We start from the raw sequence: 15,268 nt of genomic DNA on the forward strand, positions 1-15,268 counted from the left end.
ATGGTCTGACAGAACTTAGTTCTGTTTTTCCATTTGCGCACGCAGCAGAGCACCGAGAGTGGTGTCAACTGGGGTATCCGAGGAGACTGGCTTGTCGCGCAGGCTCTGGATAGCTTCTTTCTCTTCCACTTCGTCTTTCGACTTGATGGAGAGTTGGATTACGCGGCTCTTGCGATCAACGCTGATGATCTTGGCTTCTACTTCCTGGCCTTCTTTCAGAACGTTGCGCGCGTCTTCAACGCGGTCACGGCTGATTTCGGAGGCTTTCAGAGTCGCTTCGATATCGTCGGCCAGAGTGATGATGGCGCCTTTAGCGTCAACTTCTTTCACAGTGCCTTTAACGATTGCGCCTTTGTCGTTCTCTTGAACGTACTCGGAGAACGGATCGCTTTCCAGTTGCTTGATACCCAGGGAGATGCGCTCGCGCTCTGGGTCAACCGACAGGATAACGGTGTCCAGCTCGTCGCCCTTCTTGAAACGACGAACAGCTTCTTCGCCAACTTCGTTCCAGGAGATGTCGGACAGGTGAACCAGGCCGTCGATGCCGCCGTCCAGACCAATGAAGATACCGAAATCGGTGATCGACTTGATGGTGCCGGAGATTTTATCGCCCTTGTTGAACTGGCCAGAGAAATCTTCCCATGGGTTAGATTTGCACTGCTTGATGCCGAGGGAGATACGACGACGCTCTTCGTCGATGTCCAGAACCATAACTTCCACTTCGTCGCCGACTTGTACGACTTTCGAAGGGTGGATGTTTTTGTTGGTCCAGTCCATTTCGGAAACGTGTACCAGGCCTTCCACGCCTTCTTCCAGCTCTGCGAAGCAGCCGTAGTCGGTCAGGTTGGTAACACGCGCGGTAACGCGAGTGCTTTCTGGGTAACGAGCCTTGATAGCAACCCATGGATCTTCGCCCAGCTGCTTCAAGCCCAGGGAAACGCGGTTACGCTCACGATCGTACTTCAGAACCTTGACATCGATCTCGTCGCCAACGTTGACGATTTCGGAAGGATGCTTGATACGCTTCCAAGCCATGTCGGTAATGTGCAGCAGGCCATCGACGCCACCCAGATCGACGAATGCGCCGTAATCGGTGAGGTTCTTGACGATACCTTTGACTTGTTGGCCTTCCTGCAGGGATTCCAGCAGAGCTTCACGCTCGGCGGAGTTCTCTGCTTCCAGGACGCTGCGACGGGAAACGACAACGTTGTTGCGCTTCTGGTCGAGCTTGATGACCTTGAATTCGAGTTCTTTGCCTTCCAGGTGCGTGGTGTCGCGCACAGGACGAACGTCGACCAAAGAACCTGGCAGGAACGCACGGATGCCGTTAACGTCGACAGTGAAGCCGCCTTTAACCTTACCGTTGATAACGCCCTTGACCACTTCTTCAGCTGCGAAGGCTGCTTCGAGAACAATCCAGCATTCAGCGCGCTTGGCTTTTTCACGGGACAGCTTGGTTTCACCGAAACCGTCTTCAACCGAGTCCAGAGCAACGTGAACTTCGTCACCGACATTGATAGTCAGGTCACCAGCATCGTTGTAGAACTGTTCCAGCGGGATCAGAGCTTCAGACTTCAGACCAGCGTGAACGGTTACCCAGCGAGCTTGGTAATCGATATCAACGATAACACCGGTGATGATGGAGCCTGCCTGAAGGTTCAGGGTTTTTAGGCTTTCTTCAAAGAGTTCCGCAAAGCTTTCGCTCATTTTAATTCCTGTTGATAAGGGCGAAGAATACGCCCATCTCCACACCCCAGACGGTGTGGGTCAGTTCTAATTAAAAGAAGCACCACAGGACTATGACTGGTCCCCTGCGGCCTTCTTGGTCACCCGGCGATATCGCGAATGGCGATCTCGCTCATGATGCGTTCCAGCACCTGCTCGATGGACAACTCCGTGGAATCCAGCTGTATGGCATCAGCCGCCGGTTTGAGCGGGGCTACTGCGCGCTGGGTATCACGCTCATCGCGTGCACGGATCTCATCTAGCAGACTCGACAGACTAACACCATCGACTTTGCCCTTCAACTGCAAGTAACGGCGGCGGGCACGCTCCTCGGCGCTGGCAGTCAGGAAAATCTTCAGCGGCGCTTCCGGGAACACTACGGTGCCCATGTCGCGGCCATCGGCCACCAAGCCCGGCGGCTCCTGGAAAGCCCGCTGGCGCTGCAGCAATGCGTCGCGCACGGCCGGCAGCGCGGCAACCTGGGAAGCCCAGGAGCCGACTTGTTCGTTGCGCAGGTCATCGGTCACATCATCACCTTCGAGGATGATGCGCTGCGGATGACCTTCCGTCGCCCCGACGAACTGCACGTCCAAATGCGCCGCCAGCAGCTTCAGGGATTCTTCGTTGGTGAGGTCGACGCCATGGTTGCGTGCGGCAAAAGCCAGCAGGCGGTACAGCGCGCCGGAATCCAGCAGGCACCAGCCGAGGCGCTTGGCCAGGATGCCGGCGATCGTGCCTTTGCCCGAGCCGCTTGGCCCGTCGATGGTAATCACCGGTGCTTTGATATTCACAATTGAGCCTCTTGGGCAACACGGATGCCGACTTGGGCACACAGTGTAAGAAAATTCGGAAAAGACGTAGCTACATTGGCACAGTCACGGATACGAATCGGTGCCGCCGCCCGTAGGGAAGCCACACTGAAGGCCATGGCAATTCGGTGATCGCCGTGGGCATGCACCTCGCCACCCCCTATCAGACCACCGTCAATGATAATCCCATCAGGTGTCGGTTCACACTTCACGCCCAACGCCAGCAGACCGTCGGCCATGACCTGGATGCGGTCGGACTCCTTCACGCGCAACTCTGAGGCGCCGCGCAGGATGGTGCGCCCTTCAGCGCAGGCCGCCGCGACGAACAGCACCGGAAATTCATCAATCGCCAACGGCACCAGTGCCTCGGGAATCTCGATGCCTTTGAGGGCCGCCGCACGCACGCGCAGGTCCGCGACCGGCTCACCACCCACTTCGCGCGGGTTTTCCAGGGTGATGTCCGCCCCCATCAGCCGCAGGATATCAATCACCCCGGTGCGCGTCGGATTAATGCCGACATGCTCCAACAGCAGCTCGGAACCCTCGGCAATCGACGCCGCCACCAGGAAGAACGCCGAGGAGGAGATATCCCCCGGCACCTCTATATGGGTAGCGGTCAGCGTATGTCCTGACTCCACTGACGCCGTCGCGCCCTCCACCGCTACCGGATAACCAAACCCGCGCAGCATGCGCTCGGTATGGTCACGGGTCGGCGCAGGCTCGGTCACGGCGGTTTTACCTTCGGCATACAACCCTGCCAGCAACAGGCAGGATTTGACCTGGGCACTGGCCATCGGCAGTGCGTAAGTCAAACCTTTCAGCGATTGGCCGCCACGGATGGTCAACGGCGGACGCCCTTCCGGTGCGGTTTCGATCACTGCGCCCATCTCTCGCAATGGCTTGGCCACGCGGCTCATCGGGCGTTTGGACAGCGACGCATCGCCGGTCAATACGCTGTCGAAACGTTGCGCCGCGAGCAACCCGGACAGCAGGCGCATCGAGGTGCCGGAGTTCCCCAGGTAGATCGGCCCCGGTGCAGGCCTCAAACCATGCAAGCCCAAGCCGTGGATGGTCACGCGCCCATGGTGCGGCCCTTCAATCACCACGCCCATGTCGCGGAACGCCTGCAAGGTCGCCAGGGCATCTTCGCCCTCAAGGAAACCCTCAACCTCCGTCACGCCCTCAGCCAACGACCCGAGCATGATCGAACGGTGCGAGATCGACTTGTCGCCCGGCACCCGGATGCATCCGCTCAAGCGGCCGCCCGGGTTGGCGAGGAAGGTCAGCTCATCGGCGTTCACAGCAGGTTCCACATAGGCCCGGCGCGCCAGGATCTTGCTGAAATGTTCACGCGCCACCCGCGCACGGGTGAACACGCCCAATAATTGATGGCCATCCCCGGCATCGACCGCATCGCGCAAGGCGTCGAGGTCGCTGCGGAAAGTGTCCAGGGTGCGCAACACCGCTTCGCGATTGGCGAGGAAGATGTCGTGCCACATCACCGGGTCGCTGCCGGCAATCCGCGTGAAATCACGGAAGCCACCGGCGGCGTAACGGAAAATCTCGAGGTTTTCGTTGCGCTTGGCCAGGGAGTCCACCAGGCCGAATGCCAACAGATGCGGTAAATGACTGGTCGCGGCCAGCACTTCGTCGTGGCGCTCGACTTGCATATGCTCGACATCCGCGCCCAACGCGCGCCACAGGCGGTCCACCACGGCCAACGCTGCCGGATCGGTTTGCTCGAGCGGCGTGAGAATAACTTTATGGCGGCGGAACAGCTGCGCATTCGAGGCTTCCACCCCGCTTTGCTCGGAACCGGCAATCGGATGGCCCGGCACAAACCGCGCGGGCATGCCGCCAAAGGCCTGCTGCGCCGCGCGCACCACATTGCCTTTGGCACTGCCGACGTCCGTGAGGATCGCCTGGCCCAGGTCCATGCCGGCCAGCACGGCCAGCAACTTCTCCATGGCCAGGATCGGCACGGCCAGCTGGATCACATCAGCGCCCTGGCACGCGAGCGCCAGGTCAGCCTCACAGCGATCCACCACACCCAGCTCAACCGCCAGCTTGCGCGATTGCGCGTCCAGGTCCACACCGACCACTTCGCCACACAACCCGCTTTCACGCAGGCCTTTGGCGAAGGAGCCGCCGATCAACCCCAGACCGACCACCACAAGGCGACCGATCATAGGCACAGCAGGTTGCAATGCAGTGACATCAACCACGAGCCAGAACCTTGGCCAACGCCTCCAGGAAGCGGGCGTTTTCCGCCGGCAAGCCAATGGTGATACGCAGGTGGTTCGGCATGCCGTAGTTGGCTACCGGGCGCACGATCACACCTTCGCGCAACAGGCCCTGGAACACCGGCGCGGCCACTTGACCGAGGTCGACGCAGATGAAGTTACCCTTGGAAGGGATCCAGCCCAGGCCCAACTCAGCAAAGCCCTGCTGCAACTGCAACATGCCGCTTTCGTTGATGCGACGGCTTTCCTCCAGGTACTCGGCGTCCTTCACCGCCGCACAGGCGGCCGCCAGGGCCAGGCTGTTGACGTTGAACGGCTGGCGCACGCGGTTCAGCACATCCGCCACCACCGCCGTGGACAGGCCGTAGCCCACCCGCAGCGACGCCAGGCCATAGGCCTTGGAGAAGGTGCGCGAGACCAACAGGTTCGGATAGGCCGCCAGGAAGTCCAGGCCGTCCGGCAAGTCACTGCCTTCGGCGTATTCGATGTAGGCCTCGTCCAGCACCACCAGTACGTGCTCGGGCACGTCCTGCAGGAAATCATTCAACGCCTGCGCGTCGAACCAGGTCCCGGTCGGGTTGTTCGGGTTGGCGATAAACACCACACGGGTCTGGGCGTCGATGGCCGCCAGCATGGCCGGCAGGTCGTGGCCCCAGTCCTTGGCAGGAATAATGCGTGCGTCGGCACCGACAGCCTGGGTGACGATCGGGTAGACCGCAAACGCATGCTCGCTGAACACGGCGTTCAGGCCTGGCGCCAGGTAGGCACGACCGACCAGCTCAAGAATGTCGTTGGAGCCGTTACCCAGGGTCACCTGGTTCAGCTCGACGCGGCAATTTTCTGCAAGCAGGGACTTGAGGGCAAAGCCGTTGCCGTCCGGATAGCGAGTCAGCTCGGCCAATTCTTCCCGAATCGCCGCCAGCACTTTAGGGCTCGGGCCCAGCGGGTTTTCGTTGCTGGCCAGCTTGACGATTTTCGACGGGTCCAGGTTCAACTCACGCGCCAGCTCGTCCACAGGCTTGCCCGGAACGTAGGGCGACAGTTGTTGCACGCCCGGCTGAGCCAGGGCGAGAAAGTTGCCACTCATGTTAAAGCCTCACAAAACCGCTTTCGGGTAAGAGCCCAGCACCTTGAGTGCCACGGCTTCCTGACTGATTTTCTCGAGCACGCCCTTGACCAGTGGGTCGCGGTGGTGGCCGATGAAGTCGATAAAGAACACGTAAGTCCATTTACCGCTGCGCGAAGGACGAGTCTCGATGCGCGTCAGGTCAATCCCGTTGTCGTGGAACGGCACCAGCAGCTCATGCAGCGCACCGGGCTTGTTGCTCATGGAAACGATAATCGAGGTCTTGTCGTCGCCGGTCGGCGGCACTTCCTGGCTGCCGATCATCAGGAAGCGCGTGGAGTTGTCCGGGCGGTCCTCGATTTTCTCGGCCAGGCGCGTCAGGCCATACAGGCCCGCTGCCATGTCACCGGCAATCGCCGCCGAGTTCCACTCGCCCTTGACCCGCTTGGCCGCCTCGGCGTTGCTGGACACCGCCACGCGCTCGACATTCGGGTAATGCGCGTCCAGCCACTTGCGGCACTGGGCCAGCGACTGCGCGTGGGAGTAGATGCGGCTGATGCTGTCGGTCTTGGTGTTCTCGCCCACCAGCAGGTGGTGGTGGATGCGCAGCTCGACTTCGCCGCAGATCACCATGTCGTGTTCGAGGAAGCTGTCCAGCGTGTGGTTGACCGCGCCTTCGGTGGAGTTTTCCACCGGCACCACGCCAAAGTTCACCGCACCGGCTGCCACTTCACGGAACACTTCGTCGATCGCCGCCATTGGCTTGCTGATCACCGCGTGGCCGAAGTGCTTCATCGCCGCAGCCTGGGTAAAGGTGCCCTCAGGGCCGAGGTAGGCGACTTTCAGCGGCTGCTCGAGGGCCAGGCACGACGACATGATTTCACGGAACAACCGCGCCATCTCTTCGTTGCCCAACGGGCCCTTGTTGCGTTCCATCACGCGCTTGAGCACCTGGGCTTCACGCTCGGGACGGTAGAACACCGGCACCTCGCCTTCGGCCAGGGAGGCCATTTTCACCCGTGCCACTTCCTGGGCGCACCGCGCGCGCTCACTGATCAGCTCCAGGACTTTCTCGTCCAGGCTGTCAATGCGTACCCGCAGGGCCTTGAGTTCTTGCTCAGACATTAGCCGTGTTCCTTTTCGAACTCTGCCATGTAGGCAACCAGCGCCTTGATGGCGTTGATGTCGACAGCGTTATAGATGGAGGCGCGCATGCCGCCGACCGAACGGTGGCCCTTGAGGTTCAGCAAGCCGCGCTTGTCGGCACCGGCCAGGAAAGGCTTGTCCAGGCGGTCATCGGCCAGGCGGAACGGCACGTTCATCCACGAACGGTCAGTCAGGTTGATCGGGTTGCTGTACAGGCCGCTGGCGTCGATGAAGTCGTAGAGGGTGCGCTTCTTCTCTTCGTTGAGCTTGCCCATGGCGGCGACACCGCCCTGCTCTTTGAGCCACTCGAACACCAGGCCCGACAGGTACCAGGCGAAGGCCGGCGGGGTGTTGTACATCGAGCCGTTGTCGGCCGCGACCTTGTAGTTGAGCATGGTCGGGCACAGCGAACGCGCGCGACCCAGCAGGTCTTCACGGATGATATTGACCAGGATGCCGCTCGGGCCGATGTTCTTCTGCGCGCCGGCGTAGATCATGCCGTATTTCGATACGTCGATCGGGCGCGAGAGGATGTCCGAGGACATGTCGCACACCAGCGGCACGTCGCCCACTTCTGGCACCCAGTCGAATTCCAGGCCACCGATGGTTTCGTTGGCGACGTAGTGAACGTAGGCCGCGTCTTTCGACAGCTTCCACTCGTTCTGACCGGGAATCGCGAAGTAGTCGTAGGGCTTGGCGGTACCGGCAACGTTGACGTGACCGTAGCGCGAAGCCTCTTCAATGGCCTTCTGACCCCAGATACCCGTGTCGATATAGTCGGCAGTGCCGTCTTCCGGCAGCAGGTTCAGCGGCAACTGGGCGAACTGCTGGCTCGCGCCGCCTTGCAGGAACAGCACTTTGTAGTTGGATGGGATGCCCAGCAAGTCGCGCAGGTCCTGCTCGGCCTTGGTGGCGATGGACACGAACTCATCGCTGCGATGGCTCATTTCCATCACGGAGAGGCCTTTTCCATGCCAGTCGAGGAGTTCACCCTGCGCGCGCTGCAGGACTGCTTCAGGAAGCGCCGCGGGGCCGGCACAGAAGTTATAGGCTCTCTTGCTCACATCCAATCTCACTCTGATCTGGTGGTAGTCACGCAAACATATCAGGCGACACCCGATCCAACGTGGGAGCGGGCTCGCTCGCGAAAGCGATCTAATAGCCGACATCTGTAGTGAATGCCAGTCCGCCTTCGCGAGCAAGCCCGCTCCCACAAGGGATCTGCGTGGGTATCAACATTTCCATCCGGACAAACAACAAGGGGGCGAATCTTCATCCGCCCCCTGTGTGTCCGCTTATTCCTGCGGTTCTTCTTCGTCTGCGGCAGCATCGAGGGTTGGCTCGTCGACGTCGTCATCGCCGGCAGCGATCACCTCGCCATCGAACTCTTCGCCTTCTTCCAGCTCTTCGCCTTCCACTTCCGAAGGTTCCTGCACACGCTCCAGGCCGACCAGTTTTTCGTCCTTGGCCAGCTTGATCAGGGTCACGCCCTGGGTGTTACGGCCCAGGCTCGACACTTCAGCGACACGGGTACGCACCAGGGTGCCCTGGTCGGAAATCAGCATGATTTCCTCACCATCGAGCACCTGGACCGCGCCGACCAGACGGCCGTTGCGGTCGTTGCTGACCATGGCGATCACGCCCTGGCCGCCACGCTTGTACTCCGGGAACTCGCTGATGGCCGTGCGCTTGCCATAACCACGCGCCGAAGCGGTGAGGATCTGGCTGCCTTCTTCCGGGATCAGCATCGAAATCAGCTTCTGCCCTTCCGGCAGACGCATGCCGCGCACACCGCGGGCGGTACGGCCCATGGCGCGAACGTCGGATTCCTTGAAACGTGTAACCTTGCCGCCGTCGGAGAACAACATGACTTCACGCTCGCCATCGGTGATGGCCGCAGAGATCAGTACGTCGCCTTCGTCCAGCTCCAGGGCGATCAAGCCCACGCTGCGCTGGCGGCTGAAGGACTCCAGCGGGGTCTTCTTCACGGTGCCTTTGGCGGTGGCCATGAAGATGAAGTGACCTTCGGTGTACTCCTCGACCGGCAGCATGGTGGTGATGTATTCATCACTGTCCAGCGGCAGCAGGTTGACCAACGGGCGACCACGGGCGGCACGCGAGGCTTCCGGGATTTCGTAGGTTTTCAGCCAGTACACTTTGCCTTTGCTGGAGAACAGCAGCAGTGTGGTGTGGCTGTTGGCGACCAGCAGGTGAGCGATGTAATCCTCGTCTTTCACGCCGGTAGCCGATTTACCTTTACCGCCACGACGCTGGGCCTGGTACGCAGCCAGCGGCTGGGTCTTGGCGTAGCCACCGTGGGAGATGGTCACCACACGCTCTTCTTCCGGGATCATGTCACCCAGGGTCAGGTCGAGGCGCGCATCGAGGATTTCGGTGCGGCGCACGTCGCCGTATTCGGCGCGGATCACTTCCAGCTCTTCGCGGATCACTTCCATCAGGCGCACGGCGCTGTTGAGGATGCGGATCAGCTCGCCGATCTGGTTGAGGATCTCCTGGTACTCGGCCAGCAGCTTCTCGTGCTCCAGACCGGTCAGGCGGTGCAGACGCAGTTCGAGGATGGCCTGGGCCTGTTCCGGCGACAGGAAGTACTTGCCGTCGCGCAGGCCGTATTGCGGGTCCAGGGTCTCGGGGCGGCACGAATCGGCACCGGCACGTTCAACCATTGCCACTACGGCGCTGGATTCCCACGGCATCTTGATCAGGGCTTCCTTGGCTTCCGACGGGGTCGGAGACGCCTTGATCAGGGCGATGACCGGGTCGATGTTCGACAGCGCAACTGCCTGGCCTTCCAGGATGTGGCCGCGCTCGCGGGCCTTGCGCAGTTCGAACACGGTGCGGCGGGTGACCACTTCGCGACGGTGACGGACGAAAGCTTCCAACAGATCCTTGAGGTTCAGGATGCGCGGGCGGCCATCGATCAGTGCAACCACGTTGATACCAAACACGCTTTGCAGCTGGGTCTGGGCGTAGAGGTTGTTGAGGATCACCTCAGGCACTTCGCCACGACGCAGCTCGATCACTACGCGCATACCGTCTTTGTCGGACTCGTCACGCAGCTCGGTGATGCCTTCGAGCTTCTTCTCTTTAACCAGCTCGGCGATCTTCTCGATCAGACGCGCCTTGTTCAGCTGGTAAGGCAGTTCGGTGATGACGATCTGCTGGCGGCCACCGACCTTGTCGATGTCTTCGATGATCGAACGGGCGCGCATGTAAATGCGGCCACGACCGGTGCGGTAGGCTTCGATGATGCCGGCGCGACCGTTGATGATCGCGGCGGTCGGGAAGTCCGGGCCGGGAATGTATTGCATCAGCTCATCGACGGTCAGCTCAGGGTTGTCGATAAGGGCCAGGCAACCGTCGATGACTTCACCGAGGTTGTGCGGCGGGATGTTGGTGGCCATGCCCACGGCGATACCGCTGGAGCCGTTGACCAGCAGGTTGGGAATACGGGTTGGCATGACGGCCGGGATCATTTCGGTGCCGTCGTAGTTCGGCACCCAGTCCACGGTTTCTTTATGCAGGTCGGCCAGCAGCTCGTGCGCCAGCTTGGTCATGCGCACTTCGGTGTATCGCATGGCCGCAGCGTTGTCGCCGTCGACCGAACCGAAGTTGCCCTGGCCGTCTACCAACAGGTAGCGCAGGGAGAACGGCTGGGCCATCCGAACGATGGTGTCGTACACCGCAGTGTCGCCGTGAGGGTGATACTTACCGATCACGTCACCGACAACACGGGCAGATTTCTTGTACGGCTTGTTCCAGTCGTTACCCAGCTCGCTCATCGCGAACAGCACACGCCGGTGCACGGGCTTCAAGCCATCGCGCGCATCAGGCAGTGCCCGACCGACAATTACGCTCATCGCGTAGTCGAGGTAGGACTGTTTCAGCTCGTCTTCGATATTGACCGGGAGGATTTCTTTGGCCAGTTCGCCCATGAGAAGCCTGATTCCTTTTTCGGGTGAAACTTCGTCACATCCATTTGGGACAAACGAAGCTCGCCGCTGCCGGCACAGTGCCTGACAGCGACTTACGACAAATCAACGAGTTATGACACGGATCTGCACGTTATAGACAACCCCTCGGGGCTGCCCTGGAAACCGCCGGATGTTATCACAATCGCCGCCACGCACCTATCCCCCTGATGCGCATGGAGCATAGTAAGTTGACGGATGACAGGCTTGAGGGCGACGAGAGGGGCTCAGAGCTGGATCCAGGCCGATTTTCGGAGGCAAATTCGCTTAATGCAGGCGTTTACGGCACATCAATTTGGCCAGCTTGGCCGTGTCAGGTCGCTCGACCACACCTCTTTCGGTCACGATCACGTCGATCAGGTCGGCGGGGGTCACGTCAAACACGGGATTGTAGGCCGTGACGTCGGCGGCAACACGTTGGCCGCCGACGTCCAACAGCTCGCTGGCATCGCGCTCTTCGAGGGCGACGTCCTCGCCAGTGGCCATCATCAAGTCCAGGGTCGAGCTCGGCGCCACCACCATAAAGCGCACGCCATGGTGCATGGCGCACACCGCCAATTGATAAGTGCCGATCGTGCCGATCACATCGCCATTGGCGGCGATGCAGTCGGCGCCGACGATCACCCAGGTCACGCCTTTGGTCTTGAGGATATGCGCGCCTGCCGAGTCGGCATTCACCGTGACCGGGATGCCATCACCCGCCAACTCCCAGGCGGTCAGCCGCGAACCCTGCAGCCACGGGCGGGTTTCGTTGACGTACACGTGCTCGACCAGACCTTCGAGGAACGCCGCGCGCAGTACGCCTAAAGCCGTGCCGACGCCCCCGGTGGCCAGGGCACCGACATTGCCGTGGGTCAGAATCGCCTGGGCGTTGCCCTGATGCCTGCGAATGCGCTCGACGCCCAACTGCGCCATGACGACATTGGCTTCGCGGTCGCTGTCATGGATCGCGATGGCTTCGGCTTCCAGCACTGCCAGTGGGTCGGCGTGCTTCTTGACCCGGTCCAGGCGATCGCGCATACGCTTGAGGGCCCAGAACAGGTTCGACGCGGTCGGTCGGGACTCGGCTAAAAGTGCGTAGTCTTCCTCCCACGCGGCTTGCCAGTCACCGCCCTCGGCGAGGCGCACACGGGCGGCGAGCACCAGACCGTAGGCGGCGCTGATACCGATGGCCGGCGCACCGCGCACGACCATCGAGCGAATGGCCGCAGCCACCTCCGCGACGCAGGTGCAGGCCACCCAGCTTTCCCGGGACGGCAACGCCCGCTGATCGAGCAGGTGCAGTGCGCCATCACGCCAATCGATGGCCTTCACTTTCTCCGCTGCCAACAGTCGATCGCGCATCCCTCACCCCGTACTCATCAACAAAAGCCGCCGATTATAGCGATCCGCCAGCCCGGACGCTCGGGTATACTTCGCCCTTCTTTTATAGCTGCCCCGGAAGAAGCCTGCGATGACCCCCACTGCCGCCCCGCTCGACCTGTTGCTGCTGCCCACCTGGCTGGTACCTGTCGAACCCGCCGGCGTGGTGCTCAAGGAACATGCGCTGGGCATCCGCGACGGACGCATCGCGTTTATCGGGCCACGGGCTGCTGGGTTGAAGCTTTCGGCCACTGAGGTACGCGAGCTGCCGGGCATGCTGCTCAGCCCCGGCCTGATCAACGCCCACGGGCATGCGGCGATGAGCCTGTTTCGCGGCCTGGCCGATGACCTGCCGCTGATGACCTGGCTGGAGAAACACATCTGGCCCGCCGAGGCCAAGTGGGTCGACGAAGCTTTCGTGCGTGACGGTACCGACCTGGCCATCGCCGAACAGCTCAAGGGCGGCATCACCTGCTTCTGCGACATGTACTTCTACCCCAAGGTCGCCAGCGATTGCGTGCACAACAGCGGCATGCGCACGCAGATCGCGATCCCGATCCTCGATTTCCCGATTCCCGGCGCGAGTACCGCCGATGAGGCGATTCGCCAGGGTATCGAGCTGTTCGGCGACCTCAAGCACCACCCGCGCATCAAGATCACTTTCGGCCCCCACGCGCCCTACACGGTGTGCGACGCCAACCTGGAAAAGATCCGTGTGATCGCCGAAGAGCTGGACGCCGCGATCCATATGCATGTGCACGAAACCGCCTTCGAGGTACAACAGGCCGTCGAGCAGACCGGCGAGCGCCCGCTGGCGCGCCTGGGTCGCCTCGGGTTGCTGGGCCCGCGCTTCCAGGCCGTTCATATGACCCAAATCAGCGAGGATGACCTGGCTTTGCTGGTAGAAAGCAACACCAGCATCATCCATTGCCCGGAATCCAACCTGAAACTGGCCAGTGGCTTTTGCCCGGTGGAGCGTCTGTGGCAGGCTGGGGTGAATGTGGCCATCGGCACCGACGGCGCCGCCAGCAACAATGACCTCGACCTGCTGGGCGAAACCCGCACCGCCGCGATGCTGGCCAAGGCCGTCGCCGGCTCGGCCACCGCCCTGGACGCCCACCGTGCGCTGCGCATGGCCACGCTCAACGGCGCACGCGCCATGGGCCTGGAAAGCGAGATTGGTTCGCTGGAGGTCGGCAAGGCGGCGGACGTCGTTGCGTTCGATCTTTCCGGGCTGGCGCAACAACCGATCTACGATCCGGTCTCACAACTTATATATGCCACCGGGCGCGATTGCGTGAAACACCTTTGGGTCGCCGGCAAGCAGTTGCTCGACGACCGGCAATTGACCCGCATGGATGAACAACAGTTGACCGCCACGGCCATTGCCTGGGGCCAACGCATCAGCGGGCACAGCGAATAACGAAGGCGTTGAACCCAAGGGTTCAGCCCCGACAAGCCGATTTATCAGATTTAGAGGATTCACCATGAGCAACGTCGACCACGCCGAAATCGCCAAATTCGAAGCCCTGGCTCACCGCTGGTGGGACCGCGAGAGCGAATTCAAACCGCTGCACGACATCAACCCGCTGCGCGTCAACTGGATTGACGAGCGCGTCAACCTGGCCGGCAAGAAGGTGCTGGACGTCGGTTGTGGCGGCGGCATCCTCAGCGAGGCCATGGCTCAGCGCGGCGCGACCGTGATGGGCATCGACATGGGCGAAGCGCCGTTGGCCGTGGCCCAGCTGCACCAGCTGGAATCCGGCGTGAGCGTGGAATACCGCCAGATCACCGCCGAAGCCCTGGCCGAGGAAATGCCCGCGCAGTTCGACGTGGTCACCTGCCTTGAGATGCTCGAGCACGTGCCGGACCCTTCCTCGGTGATTCGCGCCTGTTTCCGCATGGTCAAGCCGGGCGGCCAGGTGTTCTTCTCGACCATCAACCGCAACCCCAAGGCCTACCTGTTCGCGATCATCGGCGCCGAATACATCATGAAGCTGCTGCCGCGCGGCACCCATGACTTCAAGAAATTCATTCGCCCGTCCGAGCTGGGTGCCTGGAGCCGCCAGGCCGGGCTGACCGTCAAGGACATTATCGGCCTGACCTACAACCCGCTGACCAAGCACTACAAGCTGGCCAGCGACGTTGACGTCAACTACATGATCCAGACCCTGCGCGAGGAGTAAGCCTGTGAAGTTGCGAGCGGTTCTCTTCGATATGGACGGTACCCTGCTGGACACCGCGCCGGACTTTATCGCCATCTGCCAGGCCATGCGCACCGACCGCGGGCTGGCGCCGATCAACCCCCAGCATATCCGCGATGAAATCTCCGGCGGCGCGCGGGCGATGGTCGCCGTGACCTTCTCGATGGACCCCGAATCCCCAGGCTTTGAAGAGCTGCGCCTGGAGTTTCTGGAGCGTTACCTCAAGGGCTGCGCGATCCACAGCAAGTTGTTCGACGGCATGGACGCACTGCTGCAAGACATCGAAAAGGCCAACCTGATCTGGGGCGTGGTCACCAACAAGCCCCTGCGCTTTGCCGAACCGATCATGCAGCAACTGGGCCTGGCCGAGCGCTCGGCGCTGTTGATTTGCCCGGACCACGTGAAGAACAGCAAGCCGGACCCGGAGCCGCTGATCCTGGCGTGCAAGATGCTCGACCTGGAGCCGGCCAGCGTGCTGTTCGTCGGCGACGACCTGCGCGACATCGAGTCCGGCCGCGACGCCGGCACGCGCACGGCGGCGGTCACCTATGGCTATATCCACCCGGACGACAACCCACGTCATTGGGGCGCCGATGTGGTGGTGGACCATCCGCTGGAACTGCGCAAGGTGCTGGATAACGCACTGTGCAGTTGCTGATTATTCACCGAATCTAATGACCAATGAAGATCCAAATGTGGGAGCGGGCTTGCTCGCGAAGGCGGT

11 protein-coding genes are annotated in these 15,268 nt (G+C 61.4%); 3 read left to right on the forward strand and 8 right to left on the reverse strand.

The features are described 5' to 3' along the window. Positions 1–15 precede the first annotated feature (15 nt). The 8 genes from rpsA to mtnA all read right to left on the reverse strand — a co-directional run bounded on the left by rpsA (position 16) and on the right by mtnA (position 12,322). Complete coding sequence (gene rpsA / locus WBR57_RS15630) at positions 16–1,707, reverse strand: 30S ribosomal protein S1 (RefSeq protein WP_122543189.1); 1,692 nt, start codon at positions 1,705–1,707, stop codon at positions 16–18. Positions 1,708–1,826: 119 nt separating this feature from the next. Then, positions 1,827–2,516, reverse strand: a complete 690-nt coding sequence (cmk, locus tag WBR57_RS15635) for a (d)CMP kinase (RefSeq protein WP_012722932.1) — start codon at positions 2,514–2,516, stop codon at positions 1,827–1,829. Then, on the reverse strand, positions 2,513–4,723 hold the full coding sequence (locus tag WBR57_RS15640) for a bifunctional prephenate dehydrogenase/3-phosphoshikimate 1-carboxyvinyltransferase (RefSeq protein ID WP_424084596.1): 2,211 nt from the start codon (positions 4,721–4,723) through the stop codon (positions 2,513–2,515). Before WBR57_RS15640 ends, cmk begins: the two co-directional genes overlap by 4 nt. Before the next feature lie 28 nt (positions 4,724–4,751). Beyond that, complete coding sequence (hisC, locus tag WBR57_RS15645) at positions 4,752–5,864, reverse strand: histidinol-phosphate transaminase (RefSeq protein WP_424084597.1); 1,113 nt, start codon at positions 5,862–5,864, stop codon at positions 4,752–4,754. A gap of 9 nt (positions 5,865–5,873) precedes the next feature. After that, positions 5,874–6,968: a prephenate dehydratase gene (pheA, locus tag WBR57_RS15650; RefSeq protein ID WP_003172650.1), complete on the reverse strand. Its 1,095-nt coding sequence runs from the start codon at positions 6,966–6,968 to the stop codon at positions 5,874–5,876. Continuing rightward, the gene (gene serC, locus WBR57_RS15655) at positions 6,968–8,053 is read right to left on the reverse strand and encodes a 3-phosphoserine/phosphohydroxythreonine transaminase (RefSeq protein ID WP_424084598.1); all 1,086 of its coding nucleotides are present in this window, start codon (positions 8,051–8,053) and stop codon (positions 6,968–6,970) included. Before serC ends, pheA begins: the two co-directional genes overlap by 1 nt. A 231-nt stretch (positions 8,054–8,284) precedes the next feature. Further along, the gene (gyrA, locus tag WBR57_RS15660; RefSeq protein WP_424084599.1) at positions 8,285–10,942 is read right to left on the reverse strand and encodes a DNA gyrase subunit A; all 2,658 of its coding nucleotides are present in this window, start codon (positions 10,940–10,942) and stop codon (positions 8,285–8,287) included. Positions 10,943–11,245: 303 nt separating this feature from the next. Continuing rightward, complete coding sequence (gene mtnA, locus WBR57_RS15665) at positions 11,246–12,322, reverse strand: S-methyl-5-thioribose-1-phosphate isomerase (RefSeq protein WP_424084600.1); 1,077 nt, start codon at positions 12,320–12,322, stop codon at positions 11,246–11,248. Positions 12,323–12,431: 109 nt separating this feature from the next. Here mtnA and WBR57_RS15670 point away from each other — a divergent pair, with 109 nt between their 5' ends. From WBR57_RS15670 to mupP, 3 genes are all read left to right on the forward strand, one after another. Further along, on the forward strand, positions 12,432–13,763 hold the full coding sequence (locus WBR57_RS15670; protein ID WP_424084601.1) for a TRZ/ATZ family hydrolase: 1,332 nt from the start codon (positions 12,432–12,434) through the stop codon (positions 13,761–13,763). Between the two features lie 64 nt (positions 13,764–13,827). Then, positions 13,828–14,526, forward strand: coding sequence for a bifunctional 2-polyprenyl-6-hydroxyphenol methylase/3-demethylubiquinol 3-O-methyltransferase UbiG (ubiG, locus tag WBR57_RS15675; protein WP_424084602.1), 699 nt, complete (start codon positions 13,828–13,830; stop codon positions 14,524–14,526). Between the two features lie 4 nt (positions 14,527–14,530). After that, on the forward strand, positions 14,531–15,202 hold the full coding sequence (mupP, locus tag WBR57_RS15680) for an N-acetylmuramic acid 6-phosphate phosphatase MupP (protein WP_424084603.1): 672 nt from the start codon (positions 14,531–14,533) through the stop codon (positions 15,200–15,202). The last annotated feature ends 66 nt before the right edge of the window (positions 15,203–15,268 follow it).

Source organism: Pseudomonas sp. (assembly GCF_049590575.1).
Lineage (GTDB): Bacteria > Pseudomonadota > Gammaproteobacteria > Pseudomonadales > Pseudomonadaceae > Aquipseudomonas.

What these genes read in the sequence shown, in the direction of transcription:
- rpsA (WP_122543189.1), bottom strand. Translation starts at nt 1,707, where the DNA reads ATGAGCGAAAGCTTTGCGGAACTCTTTGAAGAAAGCCTAAAAACCCTG.
- WBR57_RS15640 (WP_424084596.1), bottom strand. Translation starts at nt 4,723, where the DNA reads ATGATCGGTCGCCTTGTGGTGGTCGGTCTGGGGTTGATCGGCGGCTCC.
- hisC (WP_424084597.1), bottom strand. Translation starts at nt 5,864, where the DNA reads ATGAGTGGCAACTTTCTCGCCCTGGCTCAGCCGGGCGTGCAACAACTG.
- pheA (WP_003172650.1), bottom strand. Translation starts at nt 6,968, where the DNA reads ATGTCTGAGCAAGAACTCAAGGCCCTGCGGGTACGCATTGACAGCCTG.
- gyrA (WP_424084599.1), bottom strand. Translation starts at nt 10,942, where the DNA reads ATGGGCGAACTGGCCAAAGAAATCCTCCCGGTCAATATCGAAGACGAG.
- mtnA (WP_424084600.1), bottom strand. Translation starts at nt 12,322, where the DNA reads ATGCGCGATCGACTGTTGGCAGCGGAGAAAGTGAAGGCCATCGATTGG.
- WBR57_RS15670 (WP_424084601.1), top strand. Translation starts at nt 12,432, where the DNA reads ATGACCCCCACTGCCGCCCCGCTCGACCTGTTGCTGCTGCCCACCTGG.
- ubiG (WP_424084602.1), top strand. Translation starts at nt 13,828, where the DNA reads ATGAGCAACGTCGACCACGCCGAAATCGCCAAATTCGAAGCCCTGGCT.